The organism is Enterococcus mundtii (genome assembly GCF_002813755.1).
Lineage (GTDB): Bacteria > Bacillota > Bacilli > Lactobacillales > Enterococcaceae > Enterococcus_B > Enterococcus_B mundtii.
Window position 1 is genome coordinate 1,142,844 of sequence record NZ_CP018061.1, and the last position, 24,088, is coordinate 1,166,931.

General features: G+C 38.2%; 28 protein-coding genes. 18 read left to right on the forward strand and 10 right to left on the reverse strand.

Features of this window, described 5'->3' with window-relative positions; translation table 11 throughout:
- Nucleotides 1–10: 10 nt before the first annotated feature.
- The 11 genes from EM4838_RS05610 (at nt 11) to holA (ending at nt 10,225) form a co-directional block, all read left to right on the forward strand.
- The gene (locus EM4838_RS05610; RefSeq protein ID WP_071867117.1) at nt 11–1,141 is read left to right on the forward strand and encodes a CAP-associated domain-containing protein; all 1,131 of its coding nucleotides are present in this window, start codon (nt 11–13) and stop codon (nt 1,139–1,141) included.
- A complete protein-coding gene (locus tag EM4838_RS05615) occupies nt 1,128–1,559 on the forward strand; it encodes a YlbF/YmcA family competence regulator (RefSeq protein ID WP_071867161.1) in 432 nt (143 codons plus the stop codon). The genes EM4838_RS05610 and EM4838_RS05615 overlap by 14 nt, the downstream gene beginning before the upstream one ends.
- Nucleotides 1,543–1,884, forward strand: a complete 342-nt coding sequence (locus EM4838_RS05620; protein WP_034689324.1) for a YlbG family protein — start codon at nt 1,543–1,545, stop codon at nt 1,882–1,884. The genes EM4838_RS05615 and EM4838_RS05620 overlap by 17 nt, the downstream gene beginning before the upstream one ends.
- Before the next feature lie 183 nt (nt 1,885–2,067).
- Nucleotides 2,068–2,625, forward strand: coding sequence for a 16S rRNA (guanine(966)-N(2))-methyltransferase RsmD (gene rsmD, locus EM4838_RS05625; protein WP_019723134.1), 558 nt, complete (start codon nt 2,068–2,070; stop codon nt 2,623–2,625).
- On the forward strand, nt 2,626–3,117 hold the full coding sequence (gene coaD / locus EM4838_RS05630; protein ID WP_071867116.1) for a pantetheine-phosphate adenylyltransferase: 492 nt from the start codon (nt 2,626–2,628) through the stop codon (nt 3,115–3,117).
- Nucleotides 3,107–4,150 carry a SepM family pheromone-processing serine protease gene (locus tag EM4838_RS05635; RefSeq protein ID WP_071867115.1) on the forward strand — a complete coding sequence of 348 codons (1,044 nt, stop codon included), beginning with the start codon at nt 3,107–3,109 and terminating at the stop codon, nt 4,148–4,150. Before coaD ends, EM4838_RS05635 begins: the two co-directional genes overlap by 11 nt.
- A gap of 303 nt (nt 4,151–4,453) precedes the next feature.
- Entirely contained in the window at nt 4,454–5,596 is a 1,143-nt protein-coding gene (locus tag EM4838_RS05645; RefSeq protein WP_233433768.1) for a hypothetical protein, read from the forward strand.
- A 121-nt stretch (nt 5,597–5,717) separates the two neighbouring features.
- Nucleotides 5,718–6,371 carry a helix-hairpin-helix domain-containing protein gene (locus EM4838_RS05650; protein WP_071867159.1) on the forward strand — a complete coding sequence of 218 codons (654 nt, stop codon included), beginning with the start codon at nt 5,718–5,720 and terminating at the stop codon, nt 6,369–6,371.
- Nucleotides 6,372–6,390: 19 nt separating this feature from the next.
- Nucleotides 6,391–6,873 carry a ComE operon protein 2 gene (locus tag EM4838_RS05655; RefSeq protein WP_034689319.1) on the forward strand — a complete coding sequence of 161 codons (483 nt, stop codon included), beginning with the start codon at nt 6,391–6,393 and terminating at the stop codon, nt 6,871–6,873.
- Nucleotides 6,860–9,142, forward strand: coding sequence for a DNA internalization-related competence protein ComEC/Rec2 (locus tag EM4838_RS05660; RefSeq protein ID WP_233433769.1), 2,283 nt, complete (start codon nt 6,860–6,862; stop codon nt 9,140–9,142). Before EM4838_RS05655 ends, EM4838_RS05660 begins: the two co-directional genes overlap by 14 nt.
- Before the next feature lie 36 nt (nt 9,143–9,178).
- Nucleotides 9,179–10,225 (forward strand): DNA polymerase III subunit delta, encoded by a 1,047-nt coding sequence (holA, locus tag EM4838_RS05665; RefSeq protein WP_071867113.1) that lies wholly within the window; start codon nt 9,179–9,181, stop codon nt 10,223–10,225.
- 114 nt (nt 10,226–10,339) lie between these two features.
- Here the strand turns inward: holA and rpsT are convergent, their stop codons facing one another.
- The 4 genes from rpsT to EM4838_RS05680 form a co-directional block, all read right to left on the reverse strand.
- Nucleotides 10,340–10,594: a 30S ribosomal protein S20 gene (rpsT, locus tag EM4838_RS05670; protein WP_010735647.1), complete on the reverse strand. Its 255-nt coding sequence runs from the start codon at nt 10,592–10,594 to the stop codon at nt 10,340–10,342.
- Between the two features lie 401 nt (nt 10,595–10,995).
- Nucleotides 10,996–11,265: a hypothetical protein gene (locus EM4838_RS05675; protein ID WP_010735646.1), complete on the reverse strand. Its 270-nt coding sequence runs from the start codon at nt 11,263–11,265 to the stop codon at nt 10,996–10,998.
- Between the two features lie 195 nt (nt 11,266–11,460).
- Nucleotides 11,461–11,586 carry a hypothetical protein gene (locus EM4838_RS17045; RefSeq protein ID WP_010735645.1) on the reverse strand — a complete coding sequence of 42 codons (126 nt, stop codon included), beginning with the start codon at nt 11,584–11,586 and terminating at the stop codon, nt 11,461–11,463.
- Nucleotides 11,587–11,656: 70 nt separating this feature from the next.
- Nucleotides 11,657–12,112: a DUF441 domain-containing protein gene (locus EM4838_RS05680; protein WP_010735644.1), complete on the reverse strand. Its 456-nt coding sequence runs from the start codon at nt 12,110–12,112 to the stop codon at nt 11,657–11,659.
- A 436-nt stretch (nt 12,113–12,548) separates the two neighbouring features.
- Between EM4838_RS05680 and EM4838_RS05685 the strand changes: the two genes are divergently transcribed.
- From EM4838_RS05685 to EM4838_RS05700, 4 genes are read left to right on the forward strand one after another with little or no spacing between them, the layout of a single operon-like run.
- Entirely contained in the window at nt 12,549–12,974 is a 426-nt protein-coding gene (locus EM4838_RS05685; protein ID WP_071867112.1) for a DUF1310 family protein, read from the forward strand.
- A complete protein-coding gene (locus EM4838_RS16805) occupies nt 12,964–14,202 on the forward strand; it encodes a hypothetical protein (RefSeq protein ID WP_081367442.1) in 1,239 nt (412 codons plus the stop codon). Before EM4838_RS05685 ends, EM4838_RS16805 begins: the two co-directional genes overlap by 11 nt.
- Nucleotides 14,203–14,204: 2 nt before the next feature.
- Complete coding sequence (locus EM4838_RS05695) at nt 14,205–14,534, forward strand: hypothetical protein (RefSeq protein WP_071867110.1); 330 nt, start codon at nt 14,205–14,207, stop codon at nt 14,532–14,534.
- Between the two features lie 19 nt (nt 14,535–14,553).
- Nucleotides 14,554–14,793, forward strand: coding sequence for a hypothetical protein (locus tag EM4838_RS05700; RefSeq protein ID WP_071867109.1), 240 nt, complete (start codon nt 14,554–14,556; stop codon nt 14,791–14,793).
- A gap of 183 nt (nt 14,794–14,976) precedes the next feature.
- Here EM4838_RS05700 and EM4838_RS05705 read toward each other — a convergent pair whose 3' ends face one another.
- Both EM4838_RS05705 and EM4838_RS05710 read right to left on the reverse strand, forming a co-directional pair.
- Complete coding sequence (locus tag EM4838_RS05705) at nt 14,977–15,933, reverse strand: permease prefix domain 1-containing protein (protein WP_071867108.1); 957 nt, start codon at nt 15,931–15,933, stop codon at nt 14,977–14,979.
- Nucleotides 15,930–16,262, reverse strand: a complete 333-nt coding sequence (locus EM4838_RS05710) for a PadR family transcriptional regulator (protein ID WP_019723123.1) — start codon at nt 16,260–16,262, stop codon at nt 15,930–15,932. The genes EM4838_RS05705 and EM4838_RS05710 overlap by 4 nt, the downstream gene beginning before the upstream one ends.
- A gap of 261 nt (nt 16,263–16,523) precedes the next feature.
- Here EM4838_RS05710 and EM4838_RS17050 point away from each other — a divergent pair, with 261 nt between their 5' ends.
- Together EM4838_RS17050 and abc-f are read left to right on the forward strand one after the other, a co-directional pair.
- Nucleotides 16,524–16,658 (forward strand): hypothetical protein, encoded by a 135-nt coding sequence (locus EM4838_RS17050; RefSeq protein WP_010735637.1) that lies wholly within the window; start codon nt 16,524–16,526, stop codon nt 16,656–16,658.
- A gap of 111 nt (nt 16,659–16,769) precedes the next feature.
- Nucleotides 16,770–18,353, forward strand: coding sequence for a ribosomal protection-like ABC-F family protein (gene abc-f / locus EM4838_RS05715; RefSeq protein ID WP_071867107.1), 1,584 nt, complete (start codon nt 16,770–16,772; stop codon nt 18,351–18,353).
- Between the two features lie 118 nt (nt 18,354–18,471).
- Here abc-f and EM4838_RS05720 read toward each other — a convergent pair whose 3' ends face one another.
- The 3 genes from EM4838_RS05720 to EM4838_RS05730 all read right to left on the reverse strand — a co-directional run bounded on the left by EM4838_RS05720 (nt 18,472) and on the right by EM4838_RS05730 (nt 20,813).
- A complete protein-coding gene (locus EM4838_RS05720; protein WP_071867106.1) occupies nt 18,472–19,305 on the reverse strand; it encodes an undecaprenyl-diphosphate phosphatase in 834 nt (277 codons plus the stop codon).
- A 153-nt stretch (nt 19,306–19,458) separates the two neighbouring features.
- On the reverse strand, nt 19,459–20,163 hold the full coding sequence (locus tag EM4838_RS05725; protein WP_071867105.1) for a histidine phosphatase family protein: 705 nt from the start codon (nt 20,161–20,163) through the stop codon (nt 19,459–19,461).
- Between the two features lie 23 nt (nt 20,164–20,186).
- Nucleotides 20,187–20,813 (reverse strand): MBL fold metallo-hydrolase, encoded by a 627-nt coding sequence (locus EM4838_RS05730; RefSeq protein WP_010735633.1) that lies wholly within the window; start codon nt 20,811–20,813, stop codon nt 20,187–20,189.
- Between the two features lie 316 nt (nt 20,814–21,129).
- Here EM4838_RS05730 and EM4838_RS05735 point away from each other — a divergent pair, with 316 nt between their 5' ends.
- Complete coding sequence (locus tag EM4838_RS05735; RefSeq protein WP_071867104.1) at nt 21,130–23,478, forward strand: ATP-dependent DNA helicase; 2,349 nt, start codon at nt 21,130–21,132, stop codon at nt 23,476–23,478.
- A 58-nt stretch (nt 23,479–23,536) separates the two neighbouring features.
- On the opposite strand, the gene EM4838_RS05740 is transcribed toward EM4838_RS05735, so the two are convergent.
- Entirely contained in the window at nt 23,537–24,031 is a 495-nt protein-coding gene (locus tag EM4838_RS05740; RefSeq protein ID WP_019723741.1) for a YajQ family cyclic di-GMP-binding protein, read from the reverse strand.
- Nucleotides 24,032–24,088: the final 57 nt, after the last annotated feature.

Genomic DNA, 24,088 nt, shown 5'->3' on the forward strand with positions numbered 1-24,088 from the left:
GAGGGAACATTTGAAACGACTAGGTCTATTTATAGCAACACTACTATTCGTCACATCGGCTTTATATTTGGAGCCAGTAGTGTTCCCTCCCAAACTTGAAACATCCACGCAAGACCAACAACTGATAGGAAATCAAAATCAGGTAACGTCTTGGAAATACCAGGAGCTAAATGCGACTGGCTTTTCTACATATATTGGTCGATCAGTCACCGAATTAGAAGCAGAGATTGGTTCACCTAAAGATCGTTTGACGAGCGGATTCGGCTTTGAGATTAGATATTATCAAGATCCAATTCAACAAATCGTACTTGAAGCAAATATACAAAATGACCGAGTGGAGGCTATCAAAGTTTTAAATGCGAACGCAACTAGTTTGACCCCATTTGCCGTTGGCATGACTATGCAGGATCTGACAGAGATTACAACGATTTTTCCGAACTTCACATTCGAGTATGAAGAGACAGAAGTCGGAATCGAGTTAACTGAAGAAGACATGAATTATCGTCCCTTGATTGCTTTTGACAACGGTACATTTGCGATGCTTTTCTTTGATCAAGACACAGGTGGATTATTTTCAACAGTTTATTTAAACAAGAAAAGCTTATTGAAATTAATGCCTTACCAGGTCTTCGGAGAAGGATTGCCCCACTACGAAATGGAGAGTTCAGCAGACTGGGAAAGTATCAATCAGTCAAGAGAGCGTGTAATCACTCGAGTATTGACGAGATTACGCCAAGAAGCTGAACTGCCTAATTATCATTACTCTCCAGATTTTATGATCCAAACGAATGTACTGTTAACAGACTTTATCGACCAGCCAGAAGAATGGTTGGCAGAAAATCGTTTGGCAGAGTGGCAGATGGCAACACAGACTTCCCAAACGACAGTTAAATTTACGTTGTCAAATGATGAAATCAATCGCTTAGTGGAAAAACGACAATTAGATCAAACAACTGGAATTTTCATGCATCCAATCATTGATCCGACTTTTTCAGTTTTATTGTTATATACTGATCCTTATTATCATGATCGATTCTTGGAAAAAGAACCAACACAGTTAGGCGTTGCGTTTTCGAAAGAAAACATGTTAGTCTTAATGAAGGAAAAAGAGGAGACTAGTGAAAGCAGTGATAATCAATGAGGAGTTGTTTGAACTGGAGGACCAGTGTCATCAGCTTGTTCAAACGATTGTAACAAGTGAAATGATGGAACAATATCTCAAAACTAAAAAAGAGATGGAAACTTCTATCAACGTCAACCAGTTAAAAAATGATTTTATTGTAAGCAGACAAGCATTTGAAGAAATTTCACCTTATGGAAAGTACGTTCCAGAGTTTCGTGAAAAACAACGAACTGTACGACAAGCCAAAAGGCAGCTGGATCTAAATGAAGAAGTAGCTGCTTTTCGAATAAGTGAAACAGAATTACAAAAGATACTAGATTCCATTGGAAAACAACTTGCACATACGATTTCGACGGAGATCAAAATCAGTGCAGGTAGTCCATTTTTTGAAAAAAGTGAAGGGTGCGGAGGAAACTGCCATGGACATAGAAAATAAAGAATTTGAACAAACACATCGGCGAGGGTTAGTCGTGTGGGTATATAGTTTAAAACAATTGAAAAATCTTCGCAAATTTGGTTTAGTGCATTATGTCTCTCGTAAAATGAAGTATGTGATCATGTATTTAAATGAAGACAACTATGAACAAACGGAAGAAAGGATCAAGAAATTACATTTCGTACGAAATGTCGAACGTTCTTATCGACCAGATATCGAAATGAATTTTGCTGAAAAAATCGGTAAAAAGGCGGACACAAAAGAAGAAGGCTTCGAGATCGAAGAATTAAACACAAAAATCCGCTTAGCTGATCACGTTTTCTAGTAAAGAGAGTCTAGCGTTATAGTTAATAAAATCGACGAAAATGAAGAAAATGTGATAAAAAGATTTTGAATAGTTATAAAAAGTTAAATTAAGAAAAAATAGACTTGAGAATTGGCGATTTTAGTCGGAATCAAGTCTATTTTTTTGGTATACTAATAACAGTATGTTTCAAGGAGTGAGTAGATGCGAGTAATTTCAGGAGATTACGGCGGTCGCCGTTTAAAAAGTTTAGCAGGGCCAAATACTCGACCGACGTCTGATAAAGTCAAAGAGTCGATATTCAACATGATCGGTCCTTATTTTAATGGAGAGGTCGTTTTGGATCTTTACTCAGGAAGCGGGGGTCTAGCGATCGAAGCTGTTTCCAGAGGCTGTAGCTACGCAATCTGCGTGGAGAAAAACTATCAAGCACTAAAAATAATCAAAGAAAATATTGAAATCACAAAAGAACCGAACAAATTCAATACAATGAAATTAGATGCTGATAAAGCGATTGAGTCACTGGCGAAAGAGGATCAAAAGATTGATATTCTATTTTTAGATCCACCTTATGCCAAACAAAAAATCGTCGATCAAATTGAACGTATGGAAGAATTGGCTCTTTTTCAGGACGCTGCCTTGATCGTATGCGAAACAGATAAGTCAGTGGAGCTTCCTGAGACAATAGGAAATTTTCAACAAATCAAACAGCAGACCTATGGCATCTCTGCGGTGACCATTTATAGAAAAGAGGAAATATAAATGAGAAGAGCGTTATTTCCAGGGAGTTTCGACCCATTGACTATGGGTCATTTAGACACGATCGAACGAGCTGCGAAGTTGTTTGATGAAGTGATCATCGGTATCTTTATCAATACATCAAAAAAAACATTGTTCACGGCTGAGGAACGCTTGGAATTGATCACACAAGCAGTCGCACACTTAGAAAATGTCCGAGTGATCCACCAAGAGACACAGTTGACAGTGACGACGGCAAAAGAACTAGGTGTTCAAGCGTTGGTTCGAGGTGTTCGTAGCTTCAAAGATTTTGAATATGAACGTGACATTGCGCAAATGAATCATCATTTGAGTCATGAATTGGAGACGGTGCTTTTTATGGCAAAACCAGAGTATAGCCATATCAGCTCAAGTATGCTTAAAGAGGTTCTTTATTTTGGTGGGGACGTGAGCACCTATTTACCTACTGTGATCAACGAAGCATTAGCTAGAAAGCGTGAAAGTGATGCAGAATAAGAAATGGTGGAAAACGTTATCGGTAATCCTTTTAGGCACATTATTAGCAGGCTTTGTCATTGTGCCTTTACCCTATTACGTGGAAGCTCCAGGTGCCACGATCGATCTTAAAGATATGATCACAGTCAATGATCAAGAAGATAAAGAATCAGGCTCTTTCTCTCTCACTTCTGTAGGAATCAGAAGAGCAACAGGATTTGGTGTCGTCTCCGCACTAATGTCAGATTTCAAAGATGTTATCAGTGAAGAAGAGTTGACTGGTGGAGCGACAAATGAAGAATATAATCAGATGCAAAAATATTATATGGAATCCTCACAAAATGCCGCCATTGAGCAAGCCTTGAAACTAGCGAATATTCCTTATACGATGGAATTTAAAGGTGTCTATGTCATGGGCGTCGAAAAAAATTCGAGCTTTTACAAGAAATTATCTGTTGGTGATACAGTCACAAAAGTAGATGGGATGAGTTTCAAGAGTGCGGAAGAATTTATGGAGTACGTGAAAGGACAAGCAGTAGGACAAGTTGTCACAATCACCTTCATCCACGATGGCAAAGAAGAAGAAGCTTCAGGTAAACTGATCGAGTTATCGACAGATAAAAAACCAGGAATCGGGATCACTTTGACTGATCATACAGAAATCGCCACAGACACAGAAGTGGCAATCAATTCTGGTTCAATCGGTGGCCCTTCAGCAGGCTTGATGTTTACTTTGGAGATCTATGAACAGTTGACCCATCAAAACATCCGTAAAGGGAAAAAAATAGCCGGTACAGGTACGATCAATAGTGCAGGTGAAGTGGGACGGATCGGTGGAATCGATAAAAAAGTGGCAAGTGCAGACGAAGCAGGAATGAATATCTTTTTTGCGCCAGATGATACGATTTCTGATGAAGTGAAAAAAGAAAATCCTGATATCAAAACGAATTATGAAGAAGCCAAAGCTGCGGCTAAAAAACTCAATACATCGATGAAGATCGTTCCGGTCAAAACAGTGCAAGATGCCTTAGAGTATCTTGAGAACATGAAATAAACGGTTTCGACTTGAACGTTTTGTACTCATATTTTAAAGCGAGGACAAGACATGTTTAGCCTCAAGAAATAATGCGCCATCCACGAAAATTGTTTTTCAAATTTTTGTGGGTGGCGTATTATTTTTCGAAGAGGTTCCATCTGTTCCGGCCGTTTATTCGGTTTAGGTGGTGCGAAAGGGCTAATGTCTCCCTCTTTTTCTTTTTTTTCAATAATTACAAAAAAACGTTTTGTTATTTTGTAGGTAATTCTAAGTAAGTTTGCTACCATATTAAAAAAAGAGTTAGAAAGGGGCAAGAAAAACATGGAACAATCAAGCAATCGCCAATCATCATTCGATATCGGAGAATATTACTCCGAAAAAAAGTATAAAAAAAATTTTGGGCACTTGCGGAAAACAGCAGACTTTAAACGTGTATTAACTGATTTTGACAAACAATTGGAAGAAACGAAAGATCAACTGTCAAAACATCGAAACGGTGTGTTGTGGACCAGGCGCTTACTTGCAGATTTTCGACAGAAAAAGTTGAGTAAAACGGATAGAGTTTTCAATTTTATTCTTAGGCGTAAGAATAAAGAACCTGAAAAATATGAGAATACACTAAAGGATTTGAACAGTAAATATTTTAAATCAGAATATATTCAATCGATTGTTGATAAAGATGTATGGATTGATCCAAAAGAAATCGTTGATGAAATCAAGCACTTAGCTTCAAGAGCGAAATCTATCCCTACGGCTCGCGGATTGGAACTAAGGGAGCAGCTTCGTGCACAACCTTTAGAGCAAAAAAAATGGCGTCAACCTGAAACAGAAGATGAATTACATTACAGTACCCTATCTTTCCTAGAGGAAGGCAGAGAAAGCGAGAAGTCTCGCAAGGTAATTATCAATAGAAAAGATGACCCTGTCATTTACGCAGTGATCCGACGAGCGAACAATGGGGAGAAAATTTCATTAAATATAGAGGTGTCCCATAATAAAGAGAAACTTATCGAAAAACCTATAGTGGGACACCACAGAAATCCTTCCGTTCATGGCGAGGTAGCATTTACTGGTCATCATGAGCAACAAATCAAACAACCAAGACGGTTATCACCAATTTCAGAGTTGCAAGAAAATAATGGGAGAAAAAATTCATTGAAAGATGAGTTTGAACGACGTGATTCGAAACTTCGAGAAGTAAAATCTGCGATCAATCAAGGCCTTATTTCGTCAAAAGCAATATCTGGAGAGAGCCCTGTGCAATCGGTGAAACAACGAATCTGGGAAATAGAGAACGGATCTGGGAAGTCCGACCGCATGGTATTTAACAGTCATATTGCCTCGGACAAACGTTCATTTGGCATGACCAAACAAGCAGCAATGAGTAAGTCTGGGGGAAATCGACCACCAGCTCCGCCTTCTCCAAGTTTGAAGCCGAAACCAAGGATAGAACCAGCTAGGTAAATCGTGAATATAAAAATAAAAGAAATAATCATTTGAGGCGTATCTAATAGTGAAGGAACATCGCAGTGTAGATGTTTTTTCACTATTTTTTAGAAAGGAAAATGAAATAGAAAGAATACCAATGAAGAAAATAGTTCAAGAAATCTTTGATTCGCCAAAACGCCTCCTTCTATTTTTTATATGCAGTGTATCAGTTAGTATGCTAATAGGAGTGGTCATATACCGTCAGATCGGTCCAACTAAGATCAATGAATCTAGTAACATATCGTTGATAACCGCTACAAGCTCGGATAGTTACCAAAAGACTGCGACAACCGGAACGACGACAAAAGACCCTATCATGTATGTAGACGTGAAAGGCAATGTCAATCGACCTGGAATATACGCCTTTACAGACGAGGAACGTGTCTTTGATATCATTGAAAAAGCAGGAGGACTGACTGCACAAGCTGATGAAAAACAGATCAATTTTGCTGCAAAAGTTTCGGACCAACAAGTGCTTTATATTCCCCAAGTTGGCGAAGAGATGCCTCAGTTCGTAGAGGAAGTAAAGGAAAAAGAGCAGACAGAGGAAAAGAAAGTCAATCTTAATACTGCCAGCCTTGCTGAATTACAGGAGCTTCCGGGAATCGGGGCAATGAAAGCACAAGAGATCATCAACTATCGCGAAGCCAACGGTTCCTTCCAAACAATTGAAAGTTTGAAAGAAATATCGGGATTTGGCGAAAAGACAGTTGAAAAACTGAAAAACTTCGTTACAATTACAATAGAATAAACCAATGAGGTGACAAATTATGAGCAATGAACGAATTCCTTGGGATCAGTATTTTATGGCACAAGCCGTATTATTATCATTAAGAAGTACATGTACACGATTAGAAGTAGGTGCCACATTAGTTAGAGAGAAACGAATCATTGCGGGTGGTTATAACGGCGCAGTGAGTGGGGATGTTCATTGTATCGACGAAGGTTGCTATGTCGTGAATGGTCACTGTTTACGAACGATCCATGCAGAAATGAATGCGTTACTCCAATGTGCAAAACTCGGAGTCCCTACAGAAGGGGCAGAGATCTATGTCACCCATTTTCCATGTTTGGCCTGTACAAAAGCATTGCTTCAAGCTGGAATCAGGAAAATCCATTACTTGCATGATTATCGCAATGACCCTTATGCACAGTCATTGATTACCCAATTAGGTGCATCCGTCCATCAAGTCAATTTAGATATGAAATATTTTGCTAAACTTCAACAAGAATCAACAGGTGAACTTGATTAAACAATTTGGCGAACAAGTTCGTAATTACTTGATTTTACCAGCAATGTCTTCGGTCATTTTATGTTTCGTTTACTATAAGGAGCATGATCTGTCTCGCTTGATCGTTGCTGGTCTTTTTCTTCTGGTTCTATTCAAACACAAGCAAGCGGTGATCTATCTTTGTTGTTTTTGCAGTCTGGCAGTTTGGTTTGCTTGTCTTCGTTCAGAGCTTCCCTCGATTGATCACACAAGAACAACTGAAGAGTTTCTATTGATGACCGATACGATTCAACGGAATGGCGATTGGTTGACTGTAGAAGCACGCAGAATCTCAACGAAACAAAAAGTCCAGCTAAGTTATCAAGCCAAAACAAAAGCAGAAGCACAACAATGGGAGGACTTTCGAGGGTATCCGATCGAACTTCGAGTAACTGGCAGTTATCAGACACCCGGATCGTTGCGCAATCGTTATGCATTTGATACGGTCAATTATCTGAAGGGATCACGAATCAGTGGTCAGTTCCATGGAAAGGATTTTCAAGTCCTGCCTTCTACAAGGCGAGGGGTGACTCGATTTCGTGACCTCCGTGGAAAAGCAATCAATTATGTAAAAAAACGATATCCTAAAAAAATAGGGATGTATATGAACGCGTTGCTTTTCGGTTATCGTGATGCTTCTTTTCGCGAAGCCGAAACAATTTTTAAAGCAACTGGATTACTGCATCTATTCGCAGTTTCTGGGATGCATGTCCATTTTTATTTAGGTTTTTTATATTATGTTTTTCGACGAAGTGACTGTCCTTTGTCTGTTACGATTCTTCCGCTGACATTGCTTACAGGGATTTATATCCTATTAGCTGGCGGCTCATTTTCAGTGGTTAGAGCAGGCAGTTTCTTTATTTTGAAGCTTGTACTCAAATTGACATCAATCAAACTATCTACGCTGGATTGTTTTTCTTTGAATCTATGGTTGCTTTTATTGTTCGATCCGTTGATCCTGCTTCAAATGGGTGCGCAATTAAGTATATGGATGAGTTTATTATTTATGACATTTTCTCACGCATCAAAAGGTTGGAGCAATCGTTTATTCTACCTATTCCAAACAAGTGCAATCCAATTACCTTTAAGTGCTTGGTATTTCTATGAATGGTCGTTTTTAGGTGGCTTATTCACAACACTAGGCATTCCATTATTCCAATACGTCCTTCTTCCAGGGATGATCATTCTCTTTTTAGCAGGCAGCATCATTCCACAGGCCTTATTTGAAATCCTCGAATCTTGTTTGGTTCACTTTGAAGACTTCCTCTCTTATTTTGATTTCTCCACACTGACCATCGGGCAACCCGCTTTTTATTTTGTTATGTTGAGTATCATCGTCTTCTTACTCTTGTTTGAGAGCGAAACGATTCTGCCATGGAAAAAAATCATTTATTCATCACTAATCCTCATCAGTTATTTCTTGATACCATTACTTGATGCTTCGACTACGATTACCTTTATCGATGTCGGACAAGGCGACAGTATCCTACTAAAAAGTCCGATGAAACAAGATGTGATTTTAATCGATACTGGGGGCAGATTAAATGTTGAAACAGAAGCGTGGCAGCAACGTATTACTCGTCCTTATGCAGAAAATAATATCGTTCCATATTTAAAAGGACAAGGGATCACCACGATCACAAAACTATTTCTCACACATAACGACACTGATCATATCGGGGAATTGGAAACACTCTCGTCACATTTTACCATCGAAGAAATATACATTGGTTGGGGAGCTGCCACAGAGCCAAAGTTTCGTGAACGATTGATAAAAATTAGTCAGTTAGGAACCAAGATCATAGAAGTCAGGCAAGGGGATCGAATATCTGCCTACTTTGACTTGTACGTCTTGATGCCAAGTAAAAAAGGGCAAGGGAAAAATGAAGATTCAGTGGTTCTTTGGTTCACCTATAAGAAGCAGCGCTTTTTGTTACTGGGTGATTTGGATCAAGAAGGGGAAATCGAGATGTTGAATGCTTACCCAAGGCTAAGGGCGGAGGTCGTGAAACTAGGACATCATGGGAGTCGTAGTTCGAGTCATCCAATGTTCTTGGCTGCTTTACAACCGAAGATGGGAATATTATCTAACGGGCTGGACAATCGCTATGGACATCCACATCCTGAAGTCCTCAACACGTTGGAAAATTTAGAGAGTACTATTTATCGGACAGATAAAAATGGAGCGATCACTTTTTATTGGCATCCTGTTTGGACAAAAAATGGCCGACTTCAGAAAATGATAGACTAGTAATTTTTGTTTTCTCGTGATAGGATAAATTGGAAAGTGGTGAGAGATGTGAGTATCCAAGTTGAACTACAAAAAATTCGTAAAGAAAAGCTCGCACCTTGTTATCTCGTTTTAGGAACGGAGAAGTTTTTACAAGACCAAGTGCGTACAGAAATCCTTAAGAAAATACAAATATCAGGAGAAGATGATCTCAATTTTCTGAAATTTGATATGACCCAAGCAACGATCGATGACGTAATCGCTGAAGCAGAAACCTTACCGTTTTTCGGTGATCAACGAGTAGTGTTTGTCGAAAACCCTTATTTTTTGACGGGTGAAAAAAACAACAACAGTCTCGAACAAAACACAGATCTTTTAGTAGACTATTTAAAAGAACCACTCGAATCAACCGTTCTCGTCTTCTTTGCGCCTTATGAAAAACTAGATGAACGAAAAAAAGTCACGAAACAATTGAAGAAAACAGCGATATCGATCAATGTTCAGCAATTGAATGAAAAAGAAGTGCGACAGTATTTATTGAATACATTAGAAAATACACCGCTTACTCTAGATCGTAAAGCAATCGATCTTATTTTACGATTGACTGATTTAGACTTATCAAAAATGATGGCAGAATTAGATAAATTGATGTTATATGGGCAGAATCAATCAGCCATCTCTGCGAAAGAAATCGAACAATTAGTGCCTAAGACGTTGGAACATAATATCTTTGACATGACACAATATATGCTTTCTGGAGATACGGAACATACCCTGCGATTATTTGAAGATTTAGTCACACAAGGGGAAGAGATCATCAAGATCAATGCGATTTTACTCTCCCAACTACGATTGTATCTCCAAACGAAATTTTTAGTCAAAATCGGGTATCAACAAGCAAATATTGCGGAAACTTTGAAAATCCATCCTTATCGGGTAAAATTGGCGATGCAAGAAGTCAGAAAGTTCGATGAACAAATATTAGTCCAATTGTTCGACCAATTAGTCGAGATGGACTATCAAGTAAAAAGTGGGCAGATCGAAAAGAAATTGAGTTTTCAATTATTTGTGTTTCAGGCAGCTGAAAGATTAAAAAATAAGTAAAAACAGTAGCAACACAAATACACACAGTTTGGTTGGTCATCAGAAGGATCAGCCAAACTGTGTGTATTTGTGTATAGAAAAAGCAAATAAAAAAACCGGCCGTAGCCGATTTCCTTATTTAGCGATTTTTTTGCTTAAACGAGATTTGTCGCGGTTTGCTTTGTTTTTGTGGATAAGACCTTTAGTTTCAGCCATATCGATCGCTTTAACAGCGTCTTTATATAACGCATCTACGTTGTCAGCACCTGAAGCTACAGCATCCTCAAATTTTTTGATTGCAGTACGCATAGCACTAGTTTGAGATGAATTTTTTACATTCGCGTTTTCGCTTGTGCGAACACGTTTGATTGCAGATTCAATGTTTGGCATTTGTTTCACCTCCGATAAGTAAAGTTCTTACGCGTGTTACCGCATAATTCAACATTCATTATTATACCTAATGCGAGCGCGCATTGCAATATCAACATGACAAGTTTTTTTCCTTAACACGTAAGAAATATCAGAGAGAGTGGATTTATGAGAGGTAGAAGAACAAGAAAACAAAAGAAAAAGCGCTGTTGTGGGAGACAACAAGCGCTTAACCAAACGTGGTTTAATTTATCTTGGTAAATAAATAATTGAATGGGATGTTTGGTACTGAAATAGTATATAACAAAGTCAACCGTTTGCAAAGTTTTTTTTGAAAAGGGATACGATTGCTTCAAATCAACGAATCATACCGTTAACATAGATTAGTTATTTTATAACTAATTCGAATGCATGAAAATGAGCTATTCAGGTGTTCCAATGATTTTGATGTATTCGTCGATGTTTTTGATCATCATTCGTTTGATGACTAATTGATTTCGGCGATTCCATTTTCCACTAACTTCCAATACATATTTGTTTAAAGGTAAACGTAAAACATATTTTGCCAAGTAGCGATCTTTAATTAGACAATTGATTACCCGGTCTTCAAGTTGGAGATTCAAACCAGTCAACATCATTGGTTGTTCTTGTAAAACATACGTATCAATCAAAAGACCTTCAAAAGTTTCCACGAGCGTCTTCCTTTCTTCTAAATCAAACATTTCGCACTTCTTATAAAATTTCCTGCATAAAAGAGGTGCACTCACACCTAGTATAACAAAAAAGATGCACCAAGCCAAAAAAAAGCCGAAAGAACTTGAATAATCCAACGATCTGTCAAGTTTTCCGCCTTTTTTTATAAATAGTTGAAAAAATAGTTACGTATATTAAAAATTGGCATCAAAGACGTTTTGGATCAAATCAGGAAATAGTAAGTAGGTCAATCCAATAATCAATAGAACAGCCAATAAAAACCATCCAACAGTCCCAAAGAAATATTTTAGTTTTTGCATATGCGATCACCTCAAAACTAGTATACCACGAACAAAAAAATTATCCTTTTCTCAACCACTAGATGCATCATTATTTATTAAAAGAAAACAATTGGAGAATGCAATAGGCAATCCCAGAAGCAATCACAGGGCCTGCTGCGATCCCTTTTAAGAAAACAACGCCTAAGATCGTTCCAAAAACTAGAGCCACAGTGATTTGTGGATCTGTAGCAATCAAGCCAACGCCTTTAGACGATAAAACAGCAACTAAGCCACCACAGAAGATCGCTACCCAACCCATAGGTGATTTGAACGCATCAAGCAAATCTTTTAGACCAATATCACCTGTAGCAATAGGCACTAAAATCGCCGCAGTAATGATCGTCACGCCAATATTGATTCCTTTCCCTTGGAGCCATGTCAAAAAATCTTTCGATGCAGGAATAAACTTAACAAGTAAAATAAAACCAGTCGCTAACATCAGACTTTGATTTTTAGCAAGGACGGCAACCAGCATGATCAACCCAAGAAATAACCAACTTTCCATCAAAAAACCTCACTTTCTAATTATTCATCATACCATTTTTTTTATATGATGCAAAAGAGTCATTAGTAAAATGTTTGATAGAGCATAGAAGGAACAAAAGGGTGTGAAGAATTAGACGAAAAGATAAAAATGAGAAAAATAGCTACGTTGATGATGTCAAAACATGTTTTTATGAGGTGAAGAATAGAGGGTGTGATTTCTCATGTATACTTGATGTGAAAAAAGTAACAGATCAACAATAGATAAAAGAGAAAGAGTGAATATTTGTAAGACTCAGCAGAAATGGCGTAATTAAATAAGAGGAGATGGGAAAAAGAGAAGAAGATTATGTGGCATGTCATTCCATACATTGATTGATCAATTAAACATACATAAAAACTGTGACGTACTGCTTACAACAAAATTATGATAGACATAATAAAAAAGGAGGTCATTTATGAAACGAAAACCGATCAATAAACGCCAAATCTTGTTGATCATCACTGGCATATGCCTATTATGGATTGGAGGAACAATGTATATGGACCATTTGAAGTTAGAAGAAGAAATGATTCAAGTTGTGAATAGTGAAGAAGCAAAAAAAGTTTTGGAAACAGGGCTAAAAAATCTAGATCCTAATGCGTTGACATCTGAAGGAGTAATAAAAAATTATAAAATTGATTATGAAAATATCAAGAGAAATCCAATGGGTGGGATTAGTGTACCCCTAATTATTAATGATAATGATAAGCTACTTATTTCCAACCTCCTAAGTCGCAATTTGGCAAATGGCAAGCTAGGTGAGCTAAAAATTGGTAGCTCAAATACTACCTATGAACTACATGAATTATTGAAAAAAGGAGCGGAAGATAGTGAAGAATAGTGAAGAAGAAAAGGTTGAAATAGCCAAGCAACAATACGAAGCTTTACATCTAAAAGGAGAACTCTTTATAAATACTAATAAAGAGTTCATCGGTTACGTCTCCCACATCAACAGTAAAATCACCGGCGAACAATCCTTTATCATCACCGACAAATATGTTCCGTTGTCAGCACCGCTTAGCGAAAGGGAAAGCGTAAAAGAAGTCACGGTTTTATATCGTGGTTCGTCGTTTGATTCTTCATTGGATGCCAAATTAGATTGGCAGTACAATAATATTTTTACAGCTTTTCAGGTAATCAATGGTGGTGGGGCAGCAGCGATGCCTCAGCTTCAATCTTCTGCGACAACACTACAACAAACATTGGAAGCTTATCCAAATGCTGAATTTAATGTATATGGTCATTCTTTAGGGTCAATGAATGCGCAATATGCGTTAGCAAGTATTTCTTCAAGAGATGCGGATCGTGTATATGGCTACGTGTATCAGGGGCCAAATATCTATGAGGTATTAACGCCTGAGCAAAAACGGCAAGCGGATTATTTGACCGAAGAGTATCGTCTTTTGAATTACATTGACTCAAAAGACTTAGTTGCGATTGGTTATGGGGAAGGCAAAAAGGCAGTTGGGCAGATCGTTTATCCACTATCTGAACGGCTGGGCTTGAGACGCACGATCGATCAACATATGTGGGGAGGTTACCAATTTGAGGAAGATGGTGCTTTATTAACAACGAATGGCAGTGGCACCGTATTAGCAGAGTATCAAAGACGATTGAAAAAAAGATCGATTGCTAGTATTAAAGGTGAATGGAGTGGACAAACAGGTGGAATGTCGGCAGCTAAAGAAGTTTACCTGGATGCAGTTCAAGCGAAAAGCATTGTTTCAGGAATGAAGACAGTGATTGATGAAAAAATCACTGAACTGATGACGGTCTATCAAACAGGCATCGATCAGGCGAATCAACTGTGGCAAGATACAATCGCTAATGCGCGTTCATATGGAAGCAATCTTACAGAGATGGAACAGCTAGAGGCGTTAGAGCAAGGAGGGGTGACTCGACAACACGTACTAATTGAACCAGTCATCGACTATGAAGCGGCGTTGAATCAACTTCGCTCGATCAAATCAAGTTACGAAGATCTGATCTACCAAATCAATCAGACGATTGATCAGCAAATACAATTGGATAGTGAATTAGCGAGCCAATTCAAGAAAGGAACATTTTAGTGATGGCTAATAATGAGTCGAAAGAAATGAAAAAAATCGAAGAAGATTATTGGCACAAGAAAGATGAATTAGAGAATAAAATAGCGGATCTTGAAGCAGAAAAACGTTCATTTGCACGCTACTTAGATCAATTAGGAGAAAAAATCCCTTTGACACAACGAACATTTTCAGACGGAGGAACGATTGATCCTCGTATCGCGTATCGTTTGATCAATGATGCAAGCGAAGAAGGGCAATATCTTGTACGTAAAGCATTATATAGGATTGAAGATGAATTAGCAGAAAATCAGCAAAACTATCAGTCAGCTAAATTAAATCATAAAAATCAATAAATGGAAGGGAAAGATAGCAATGTTTGATGAGCAAATAAAGGGACTAGAAAAAGCATTGATTTCTTGGTTTATTGCTAGTCATAGCCGTGCCAGTTCAGATACAAAAAAGAAAACGATCCAAGTCACGCGAGATCTCACGAACCAAGAGTTAAAAGATAGAACAAAACAGTATACCGATCGTTTAACTGATGCGGCAAAAGGAGAATGGGTCGATCAGGCAATGAGCGTGGTGAAAGACATAACAAAAGCTTTTAGTTAGAAAATTTAAAAGTCTCTGGGACATTCGACCTCTCGCACCACATAAAAAATGCTTAAAAGGTTGGAGCAAAAGCAACCTTTTCGAAAAATAAGGCGCAATCCATAAAAATATGAAAAACAATTTTCGTGGATTGCGCCTTATTTCTTGAGGCTAAACACTTCTGTCCCGACCGCGATTGAGAAGTTATTTACGTTTCAATCTTTCAAGGAAAAAGTCTTCCAATACACCGCCTAGCACAAAGATGAGCCAAGAGTAAGCCCAGCTTCGGGTCATAAAGGACCAAACCATGTAAACGATGAAGATGCCCGGCCAGTATAAACGTTCAAATAAACGAATCGTTTCCGCTGAGTCGCCATACATATGTTGAGACGCACGTGGTCCTGGCTCGTCTTCATCTGAGATAAAGAACGTGCCTTCTGCCACTTTTGAAAACCAAGTATAGATGATGCTGACATAGACGATAAAGAAGACGCCGAGTGCCACGGAAGCAAAGAAAAGTAATAAAGCGAATCCAATCGGTAAGCCAAAGGCTCTATTCGTCAAGATAGGTGTGACCGAAAGAATACATAAAATGATACCGAAAACTAATCCTACTCGAAAACTTTTCGCATAGGCTTCTGTTTGTTGTCTTGCTTCGATTTTTACTTGCTGTGAATAGGGACGATCATTTAGTTTCTTCTTACTAGCTGAATAGCTCAAACTTGTAGTAATAATCAAACCAACGCCTAAAGCAATCAGAAGAAACATTGCCAGAAAACCGAGAATCTCACTAATACTATTAGCAAAAAATACGAGCATTCCCACAGCTAAGATACAACTAGCAATTCCAGTTGAAAGAAAAAGGGAGAAACGACGGACTTGGTTCCAAAATGAAATCACTTCATCGAGTTCAATCTCGTTTTCCCAGACTTCTTCGCCAAAAGAGGACCGAGAAAGTTCCAATTCTTGGAGGATCTCATCAATAGAACCAAATTCACTGATGACTGCGCCAATGGCTTCATGCTCTGATTTTCCTTCTTCTAATAATCCGTGATACTGATCTTCCATGATTGCCAATAGGTCTTCTTTGGCTTTTTTTGTTTCAGGTGTATTCGGTACATTTAAAAATAAACTATCTAGATAATCCTTAATGGTTTTCATGTTTCTCCTCCTTGTAGAAAACGGTCAACAACGATTTTTGTTTGCTGCCACTCGTCTTTTTTTTCTTCTAATAATTTCTTCCCAGCACTACTGATTCGGTAATACGTTCGTTTCTTGCCATGGGTGACTTCGCCAGGATAAGAAAGGATCAGCCCTTGCTTTTCTAGGCGTGTAAACGCGGAGTATAAGGTTGTTTCCTTGATGATATACATTGAATCAGTTCCCTCGCGAATCTGTTTAGAGATTTCGTACCCGTAGGAATCTTCTTTGGAAAGAATCGATAAGATGATGGCATCATTATACCCACGAATTGCATCACTTGATATCACTCGATCGCCTCCTTCATAATTACTACATCTGTCGTAATAATTATAAAACAATTACTACGACAGGTAAAGTAAATAAAATGAATTACTTAGAATTCAGTCTTAGGTCTGAGTCTTTTTGGTAGAAATCGATCACTAGAGACAATACATGTAGAAATGTAGCAATGTTCAGTCTAGATGTTTATTTCTTTTAGTCTCATTTGAGCTTTTATGAGTGATTTGGTACAATTGATATAAATATAGTGAAAAGGAGGGACATATTTAATGGGCAGCTTGACTAAAATAACAGAAACAGATAATTATTCTAGATATCATATTAGCTTTAGTCATGCAATTATTTTTGTATTTTCTATCCAAGGCATCAGTGCGCTTAAAAATAGAAAAATCAATCAAAAATAAATGACCATTCAATATGTTTATTCCATTTTTAGCTAAGTACCAGATAAATGAAATAACAACAGGTCATGAATTTTTTCATGGCTTTTTTGATTGGTCTTAAGGAGCGAGAAAATGTATATTCAAGCGAATAAGATCAGTAAAAAGTATAGTGGCGTACCTCTTTTTGAAAATTTGAGTTGCACACTCAATAAGCACGACAAAATCGGATTGATCGGACAAAATGGAACTGGGAAAACAACTCTTCTTCAAATGTTGATCGGGTCTGAAGGTGTTGATAAAGGGACAGTTAGTAGGAAAAAAGGGCTGTCGATTGGTTATATTCCACAGAAAATGGAAAATGGCTCAATCGCTACTTTTGACTATGTGTATCAGAGCTTCAAAGACATCCAAGAATTGCAAACACAACTCAATTACTATGAAGAAAAAATGTGTATCGCAACGGAAGATCTGGACCATATCATGAAAGTATATGGTGACTTGCAGCAACGATTTGAGATGATGGGCGGATATGGATTAGAAGATCGAATCACGAGTGTTTTGAAAGGATTAGATCTTGCAGAACAAATTGAAACACCCCTTGATCAATTAAGTGGAGGCGAACGTATTCGAGTAGAATTAGCCAAAGTATTATTACAAGAAAATGATGTCCTTCTATTAGATGAGCCAACCAATCATCTTGATCTCGACTCCGTACAATGGTTAGAAGAATATCTGAGATTGACAAATTGTGCGTTCCTCGTGATTTCCCATGATCGTGCGTTCCTTGACAATGTAGTCAAAAAAATCATAGAGATCGAGGATGGTCAGTTCATCGAATATTCGGGAAATTATAGTCGTTACATGACGTTGAAGAAACAACGGATACAGGAACTTCAAAAAAATCATGAACTTCAGCAAAAAGAAATCAAACGATTGAAAGTAATGATACGACGCTATCGCCAATGGGGGAATGAAGGAGACAACGAAGCATTCTTTAAAAAAGCAAAAGAAATCGAGCGTAGATTAGAAAAAATGATACTGATAAATGCGCCTAAGGACCCCCGCAAAAAACTAACTACAATCAGTCAAGAAGATCTGTCGGGGAAAGAAGTGTTGGTTGCCAAAAATATAAAGAAAACAGTAGGTAAAAAATGTTTGTTTTCAGATAGCTCTTTTATGGTCTATCGTGGTGAGCGGATCGCTCTATTAGGTAAGAATGGTTCTGGTAAATCAACGCTATTAAAAGTAGTGATGGGGGAAATAGGAGTAGATGAAGGGGTTATTAAAACTGGCGCAAGTCTGTCAATTGGCTATTTACCTCAACGCTTAACGTTTGATCAACCAGAACAACGGATATTGAATTATGCTAAATACCTGATACCCGATGAACAGAAAGCACGACAAGTATTAGCGAATTTTGGATTCTTCAGTGGAGATGTCACTAAAAGGATCAAAGATCTTTCTGGAGGAGAGCAAGTAAGGCTGTACCTCTTGAAACTATTCCAAAAGAAAATCAATGTATTGATCTTAGATGAGCCTACGAATCACTTAGATATCTATGTAAGAGAAGAAATCGAAGAATTATTGTCTACATTTACCGGTACCATTTTAGCAGTTACTCATGATCGCTATTTCTTGCGAAAGAATTTTGATCAGATATTGTTAGTGGAAAATGAAAAAATCGAAAAGCTGTTGTATGAGGATCATTCATTTTAGATCAAAGAAGTATATAAAAAAAGTAGTAAGCTCAGCGATGTGTGAGCTTACTACTATTTTTTTGCTGTTGCGTTTACCAATCATTTAGCTGGTTTGCGATGAGCATATCAATGATCCATTACATTGCGATGAACCAGTAACCGATCAAGATGATCCCTAGAATGATACGATACCAACCGAAAACAGTAAAGTCATTACGTTTCAAGTAGTTGATCAGGAACTTGATCGCAAAAATCGATACGACAAATGAAACGACAGTACCCACTAAAAGAATAACTGTTTCTTCCATTTGGAAACTGTTACCATCAGCAAGGTATTTCACGATCTTTAATCCACTGGCACCAAACATCACTGGAATGCCAAGGAAAAATGAGAACTCAGTTGCAACGAAGCGGGATGCACCAATCAGGATTGCTCCAAGGATCGTAGCGCCGGAGCGTGAAGTCCCTGGGATCAAAGCCAAGACTTGGAAAGCCCCAATCAGAATCGCTGCTTGGAAAGTCAAATCATTCAGGTTTGACCAACGAGGTGTTTTATTTTTGTTTCGCTTTTCAACAATGATAAAGCCGATACCATAAACAATCAAGGCGATCGCTACTGGTAAAAATTTATAAAAATGGGCATCTAACCAATCGTCCAATAATAAACCAATAATAGCTGCTGGCACACAAGCAACAAGTACTTTTGACCATAAAACCCACGTATCTTTTTTCTCGATCGAGGATTTGCTTGGCGCAAAAGGATTCAACTTGTGGAAATACAAAACAACGACGGCTAAGATCGCTCCTAATTGGATCACGACATTGAACATCGACATGAATTGTGAACTCGCATCAAGCTTGATAAATTCATCTGCTAAGATCAAATGTCCTGTACTACTGATTGGCAGCCACTCTGTGATTCCTTCAATGATTCCTAGAATCGCTGCTTTTATGATATTTGCAAAAAACATAAATTCCTTCCTTCCCAATTAAAATACAACATTTAGTATACCGTTCTTTGTTTCCAAAGCCAAATTGTTTCTTTGAGATTAAAACAAAAATAAAGGAGTTCAAAAAAAGTACATTGAAATCAAAAGACTTCAATGCACTTATTCAACGAGTCATCACATAAAGGATTCTCTTGTTTGTTGCTTTCCTTGTTCGATATAGCTTGTGTCATTGACACTATCAATTGAAAAACGACCATTTTTATAGGTTACTTTTGTGACACTACCATTCAACAAGCCAGCACGAACTGGTTGAGAAGGATCGATCAAGCTAAGAAGAAAAGCAATCGTTAGGCCGTGGGAGACGACTAAAACATTGCCACCATTGTTCTTCTCACACTGATGAGCGATATCTTCAAAACCTGACCAGACACGTTCTTTTAATTCTGCATAAGGTTGCGCCCAGCCAGCAGTATCCGTCTCATAGATGGCATTAGCGATTTGTTCAAAGGTAACATCTGTGGTGAACATCTCATCGTATGTTTGAAAATTTAGTACGCGAGGAATGACACCCCACATCTCCATATCGTAGCCACCTTCTAGCGAACCAAAACACCATTCACGAATCCGTTTATCAATAAAGTAAGGAATTTCTTTTCCTTTTGTATGTTCGCTTAAAATGATCCGTGCCGTTTCGATTGCTCGGCCACTGTCGCTTGAATAGGCGTAAGAAAAATCGATATCTTTTAGACCTTTACCTAAAAAATGGATACCTTCTTGTCCTTGTTTCGTCAATGGTGTGTCACACCAGCCTTGCACACGTTCAATCGTATTGAACATTGTTTTACCATGACGGACGATATACAGGGTTGTTTCACTCATGTTGAACGACCTCCTAAGTTTGATTAAGCGTTAAAAAATGGGTTTGTTTTTTTCTCGTGTTCAATCGTTGTTGGTTCTCCATGGCCAGGATAGACCACAAATTCATTTGGTAGAACAAAAAGTTGTGTCGTGATGCTATAGAGTAACTGCTCTAAATTACCGGTGTAGAGATCGGTGCGACCGATACTCCCTTTAAAGAGTGCGTCTCCAGATATCACGAAGTCATCGAAAATAAAGCTAACACTGCCGGCTGAATGACCAGGTGTTGGAACGACTTCAAATGACATATTCCCAAGACGGTATTGTTTCATTTCAAATTCATATTCCGCAGGAGAAACGATGATATTATCCATATCATCATGGCGACCAAGTCCTGAGAGATTCAAGATGGGATCTCCAAGCCATTCTTGTTCTAATGGACTGACATAGACAGGGATGTCATAGGTATTTCTCAATGCTTCGACAGCGCCAATGTGGTCGTAATGCGTATGCGTTAGTAAAATAGCGACAGGTTGTTGCTGGGTCTTCTTGATTTGTTCTTGGATCATTTCAGCGTCAGCACCTGGATCAATGATCAGAAGCGCTTCGTCGTTGTAGACAAGGTAACAGTTTTCCTCGATTGTTCCAGTTTTCAATTGTAAAACATGCATAAAAGGAAACCTCCAACTTTTAAAAATTTCTTTCTTCTATCGTTCGATATAAGTATAACGCAAATAGAGATCAGAAACAAAAGTGTCTACTTTTATAACAGTAGTTATCTGAATTGTCAGATTATATGAAAAGTGTTTAAAAATTTTAAACGGAAGAATAGAAAATTTTCATTGATTTTTCATTTAGTCTTGTTACATTGAGTGTATCCAAAAATCCAAATTCTATATCCTATATCCCTGCTTATCCGAGCAGGGTGTTTTTGTTTTTTGCGAAACGGTCTATTTTGCGGTACTCTAATACAAGAAGGAGGCGACCATGGTGAAAAAATCTAAAATATCCGTCCGTCACTTAGTCGAGTTCATCTTGCGTCGCGGAAGTATCGATAATCGAAAGAAAAGTAATCATACCGCCTTAGAAGGTGCAAAAATCCACCGCAAGCTCCAAAAAGAAGCAGGCGAAGAGTATCAAAAAGAAGTGTTCTTACAAACCAGTGTACAGCTTGATCCTTATGAACTAATCGTTGAAGGACGAGCAGATGGTATTTTCAAAAAAGATGGCGTGTACCACATCGACGAAATCAAAACGTCGGAACCGCGCTTTGAAGATTTAGAACCCGATCAAGTCGAATTGTTTTTTCATCAAGCAAGAGTGTACGCCTATATTTATAGTCAAGAAAACAACTTAGAGGAGATCAACCTCCAGCTCACTTATTATCAAACCACAGAAGAAGTAATCACACGGAAAGTTGAACATCAGACGAGAGAACAACTGGAAGTGTTTTTTAAAAAACTGACCGAGGATTACCAAGAGTGGCTGATTTTTCAGGAAAATTGGCGTACTGTACGTAATGCCTCATTGATGGCGCTAAAGTTTCCATACGAAGAGTATCGTAAAGGACAAAGGGAACTGGCAGTTGCTGCCTATAAAACGATCCGGACAAAACAAAAGCTGTTCGCAGAAGCCCCCACTGGTACTGGAAAAACGATCTCTACATTATTTCCAGCCTTAAAGGCGATTGGAGAAGATGAAGGAGAACGTATTTTTTACTTAACCGCGAAAACCATTACGAGACAGGTGGCTGAAGATGCGTTAACAGCGTTAAAAGATGTTGGGGCTGAGACAAAAAGTGTGACCTTGACAGCGAAAGATAAGATTTGCTTCTTAGATGAGACAACGTGTAATCCCGACCAATGCCCTTATGCAAATGGCTATTATAATCGAATCAACGAGGGGCTATGGGATTTATTGAACCACGAAAACCAGATCACTCGTGAGGTGATTGAGAAATATGCCAAGAAACATACTTTATGCCCATTTGAACTCTCTTTAGATGTCAGCTTATGGTGTGACGTGATTATCGGAGATTACAACTATCTTTTCGACCCAACGGTTTACTTGAGACGATTTTTTGATGAAGAGAAAAATGAAGATCATCTTTTCTTGATCGATGAGGCACACAATTTAGTCAATCGTTCAAGAGAAATGTATTCTGCTGAGTTATCTTATGGGAAAGCACGTAAGGTCTATGGAGAGATCCCAAAGGAATTTAAAAAACTACGTCGTCGATGGAATCGTCTTTTAAAAGCTTTTGATCAGATTCAAGAAATTGCTCTTGAAGAAGGATGGAACTATCATCATCAAAAAGCCCCAGCAGATTCATTGATCAATGCAGGGTTTCAACTCGGTGAATTTATTCAAGAATGGTTGGCTGAATATCCTGAGCATCCGATGCAAGAGCAAATTTTAGGATTTTATTTTGACTTGAATCATTTTTTAAAAATCAGTGAATTCTATGACGATCACTATGAAACAACTGTAGAGAAAAGTTACCATGATTTGATCGTGAAGCAATTTTGCATCGATCCTAGTTTATTTTTAGAACAATCGTTGAATAAAGGGCGGAGTAGCCTTTTGTTTTCCGCGAGTTTTTCACCACTTTCTTATTATCAAGAAACATTAGGGGGCAAAGAGAGTTTAGCGTATCGCTTACCTAGTCCATTCCCAATTGAGAATCAACAAGTACTTATAGCAAGTTATCTTGAAACGACGTATCGCAAAAGAGAGCAGAGTATACCACGTTTAGTAGAAACGATTCAACGTTTCATTCAAGGGAAGACGGGCAATTATATGATTTTCTTTCCTTCCTATCAATATCTGGACCAAGTCGCCGAAGTGTTCAAAGAAACTTACCCTTCGACTCGCACACTTATCCAAGGAACCAAGTTGAATGAGCAAGAACGAGAAGATTTCTTAGCAGAATTTATAGTCGAACCGCAAGAAACATTAGTCGGCTTTTGTGTACTTGGCGGCATTTTTTCAGAAGGAATCGATCTACGCGGATCACGCTTGATTGGTAGTATGATCGTGGGTGTTGGCTTACCACAAATGAATCATGAGCAAGAGTTGATCAAATCTTACTATGATGAAAAAGAACAGCTAGGTTTTGCTTATGCTTACCAGTTACCAGGAATGAATAAAGTATTGCAAGCAGCTGGGCGAGTAATCAGAGATATGGAAGATCAAGGCATTGTGCTTTTAGCCGATCAACGCTTTGCCTCATCAAATTATCGTAAACTTTTCCCGCCACATTGGCACGAAGCAAAAGAAGTTCGGACAGTTGAGGCATTATCACAAACTATCCATCAGTTTTGGCAAGACCACTAAAAAAGGACGAAGCAAAATGCTTGTCCTTTTTTGATGATATCTCAATAGTACCCATGAACTAACGGTAGTTCGTAAATTGCAATTCAATCGGCAAGTCTAGTTTTCGTAAAAGTGCAATCACTGCTTGGAGGTCATCACGATTCTTACCAGTTACGCGGATCTGGTCTTCTTGGATCTGTGTTTTCACTTTTAGTTTTTCATTTTTGATCGCTGTCGTGATCTTCTTACCATTATCTCGGTCGATCCCATTGACTAGATCAGCAGACTGGCGCGCTTTACCACCTAAAGCGTGTTCCGTTTCAGAAAAGTGGATATTTTTGATTGGCACATTGCGTTTATTCAATTTTCCAAACAAAACATCTTTGATTTGTTCGATTTTAAATTCATCATCACTTAACACAACTAATTTATTTGTATTCTCTAACTTGATCTCAACCGTTGAATCCTTGAAATCGAAACGGTTAGTTAATTCTTTCGTGGTTTGTTGGATTGCATTTTTTACTTCTTCAACAGATACTTCTGAAATGATATCGAAACTTGCATCTTTTGCCATAATGTCCTCCTCGTTCATTCGGTTTTCTTTTATTGTAGCATAGGCTTGTTTTTTTTG

What these genes read in the sequence shown, in the direction of transcription:
- EM4838_RS05620 (WP_034689324.1), top strand. Translation starts at nt 1,543, where the DNA reads ATGGACATAGAAAATAAAGAATTTGAACAAACACATCGGCGAGGGTTA.
- rsmD (WP_019723134.1), top strand. Translation starts at nt 2,068, where the DNA reads ATGCGAGTAATTTCAGGAGATTACGGCGGTCGCCGTTTAAAAAGTTTA.
- coaD (WP_071867116.1), top strand. Translation starts at nt 2,626, where the DNA reads ATGAGAAGAGCGTTATTTCCAGGGAGTTTCGACCCATTGACTATGGGT.
- EM4838_RS05635 (WP_071867115.1), top strand. Translation starts at nt 3,107, where the DNA reads ATGCAGAATAAGAAATGGTGGAAAACGTTATCGGTAATCCTTTTAGGC.
- EM4838_RS05645 (WP_233433768.1), top strand. Translation starts at nt 4,454, where the DNA reads ATGGAACAATCAAGCAATCGCCAATCATCATTCGATATCGGAGAATAT.
- EM4838_RS05650 (WP_071867159.1), top strand. Translation starts at nt 5,718, where the DNA reads ATGAAGAAAATAGTTCAAGAAATCTTTGATTCGCCAAAACGCCTCCTT.
- EM4838_RS05655 (WP_034689319.1), top strand. Translation starts at nt 6,391, where the DNA reads ATGAGCAATGAACGAATTCCTTGGGATCAGTATTTTATGGCACAAGCC.
- rpsT (WP_010735647.1), bottom strand. Translation starts at nt 10,594, where the DNA reads ATGCCAAACATTGAATCTGCAATCAAACGTGTTCGCACAAGCGAAAAC.
- EM4838_RS17045 (WP_010735645.1), bottom strand. Translation starts at nt 11,586, where the DNA reads ATGCAAAAACTAAAATATTTCTTTGGGACTGTTGGATGGTTTTTATTG.
- EM4838_RS05680 (WP_010735644.1), bottom strand. Translation starts at nt 12,112, where the DNA reads ATGGAAAGTTGGTTATTTCTTGGGTTGATCATGCTGGTTGCCGTCCTT.
- EM4838_RS05685 (WP_071867112.1), top strand. Translation starts at nt 12,549, where the DNA reads ATGAAACGAAAACCGATCAATAAACGCCAAATCTTGTTGATCATCACT.
- EM4838_RS05695 (WP_071867110.1), top strand. Translation starts at nt 14,205, where the DNA reads ATGGCTAATAATGAGTCGAAAGAAATGAAAAAAATCGAAGAAGATTAT.
- EM4838_RS05700 (WP_071867109.1), top strand. Translation starts at nt 14,554, where the DNA reads ATGTTTGATGAGCAAATAAAGGGACTAGAAAAAGCATTGATTTCTTGG.
- EM4838_RS05705 (WP_071867108.1), bottom strand. Translation starts at nt 15,933, where the DNA reads ATGAAAACCATTAAGGATTATCTAGATAGTTTATTTTTAAATGTACCG.
- EM4838_RS17050 (WP_010735637.1), top strand. Translation starts at nt 16,524, where the DNA reads ATGGGCAGCTTGACTAAAATAACAGAAACAGATAATTATTCTAGATAT.
- abc-f (WP_071867107.1), top strand. Translation starts at nt 16,770, where the DNA reads ATGTATATTCAAGCGAATAAGATCAGTAAAAAGTATAGTGGCGTACCT.
- EM4838_RS05720 (WP_071867106.1), bottom strand. Translation starts at nt 19,305, where the DNA reads ATGTTTTTTGCAAATATCATAAAAGCAGCGATTCTAGGAATCATTGAA.
- EM4838_RS05725 (WP_071867105.1), bottom strand. Translation starts at nt 20,163, where the DNA reads ATGAGTGAAACAACCCTGTATATCGTCCGTCATGGTAAAACAATGTTC.
- EM4838_RS05730 (WP_010735633.1), bottom strand. Translation starts at nt 20,813, where the DNA reads ATGCATGTTTTACAATTGAAAACTGGAACAATCGAGGAAAACTGTTAC.
- EM4838_RS05735 (WP_071867104.1), top strand. Translation starts at nt 21,130, where the DNA reads ATGGTGAAAAAATCTAAAATATCCGTCCGTCACTTAGTCGAGTTCATC.
- EM4838_RS05740 (WP_019723741.1), bottom strand. Translation starts at nt 24,031, where the DNA reads ATGGCAAAAGATGCAAGTTTCGATATCATTTCAGAAGTATCTGTTGAA.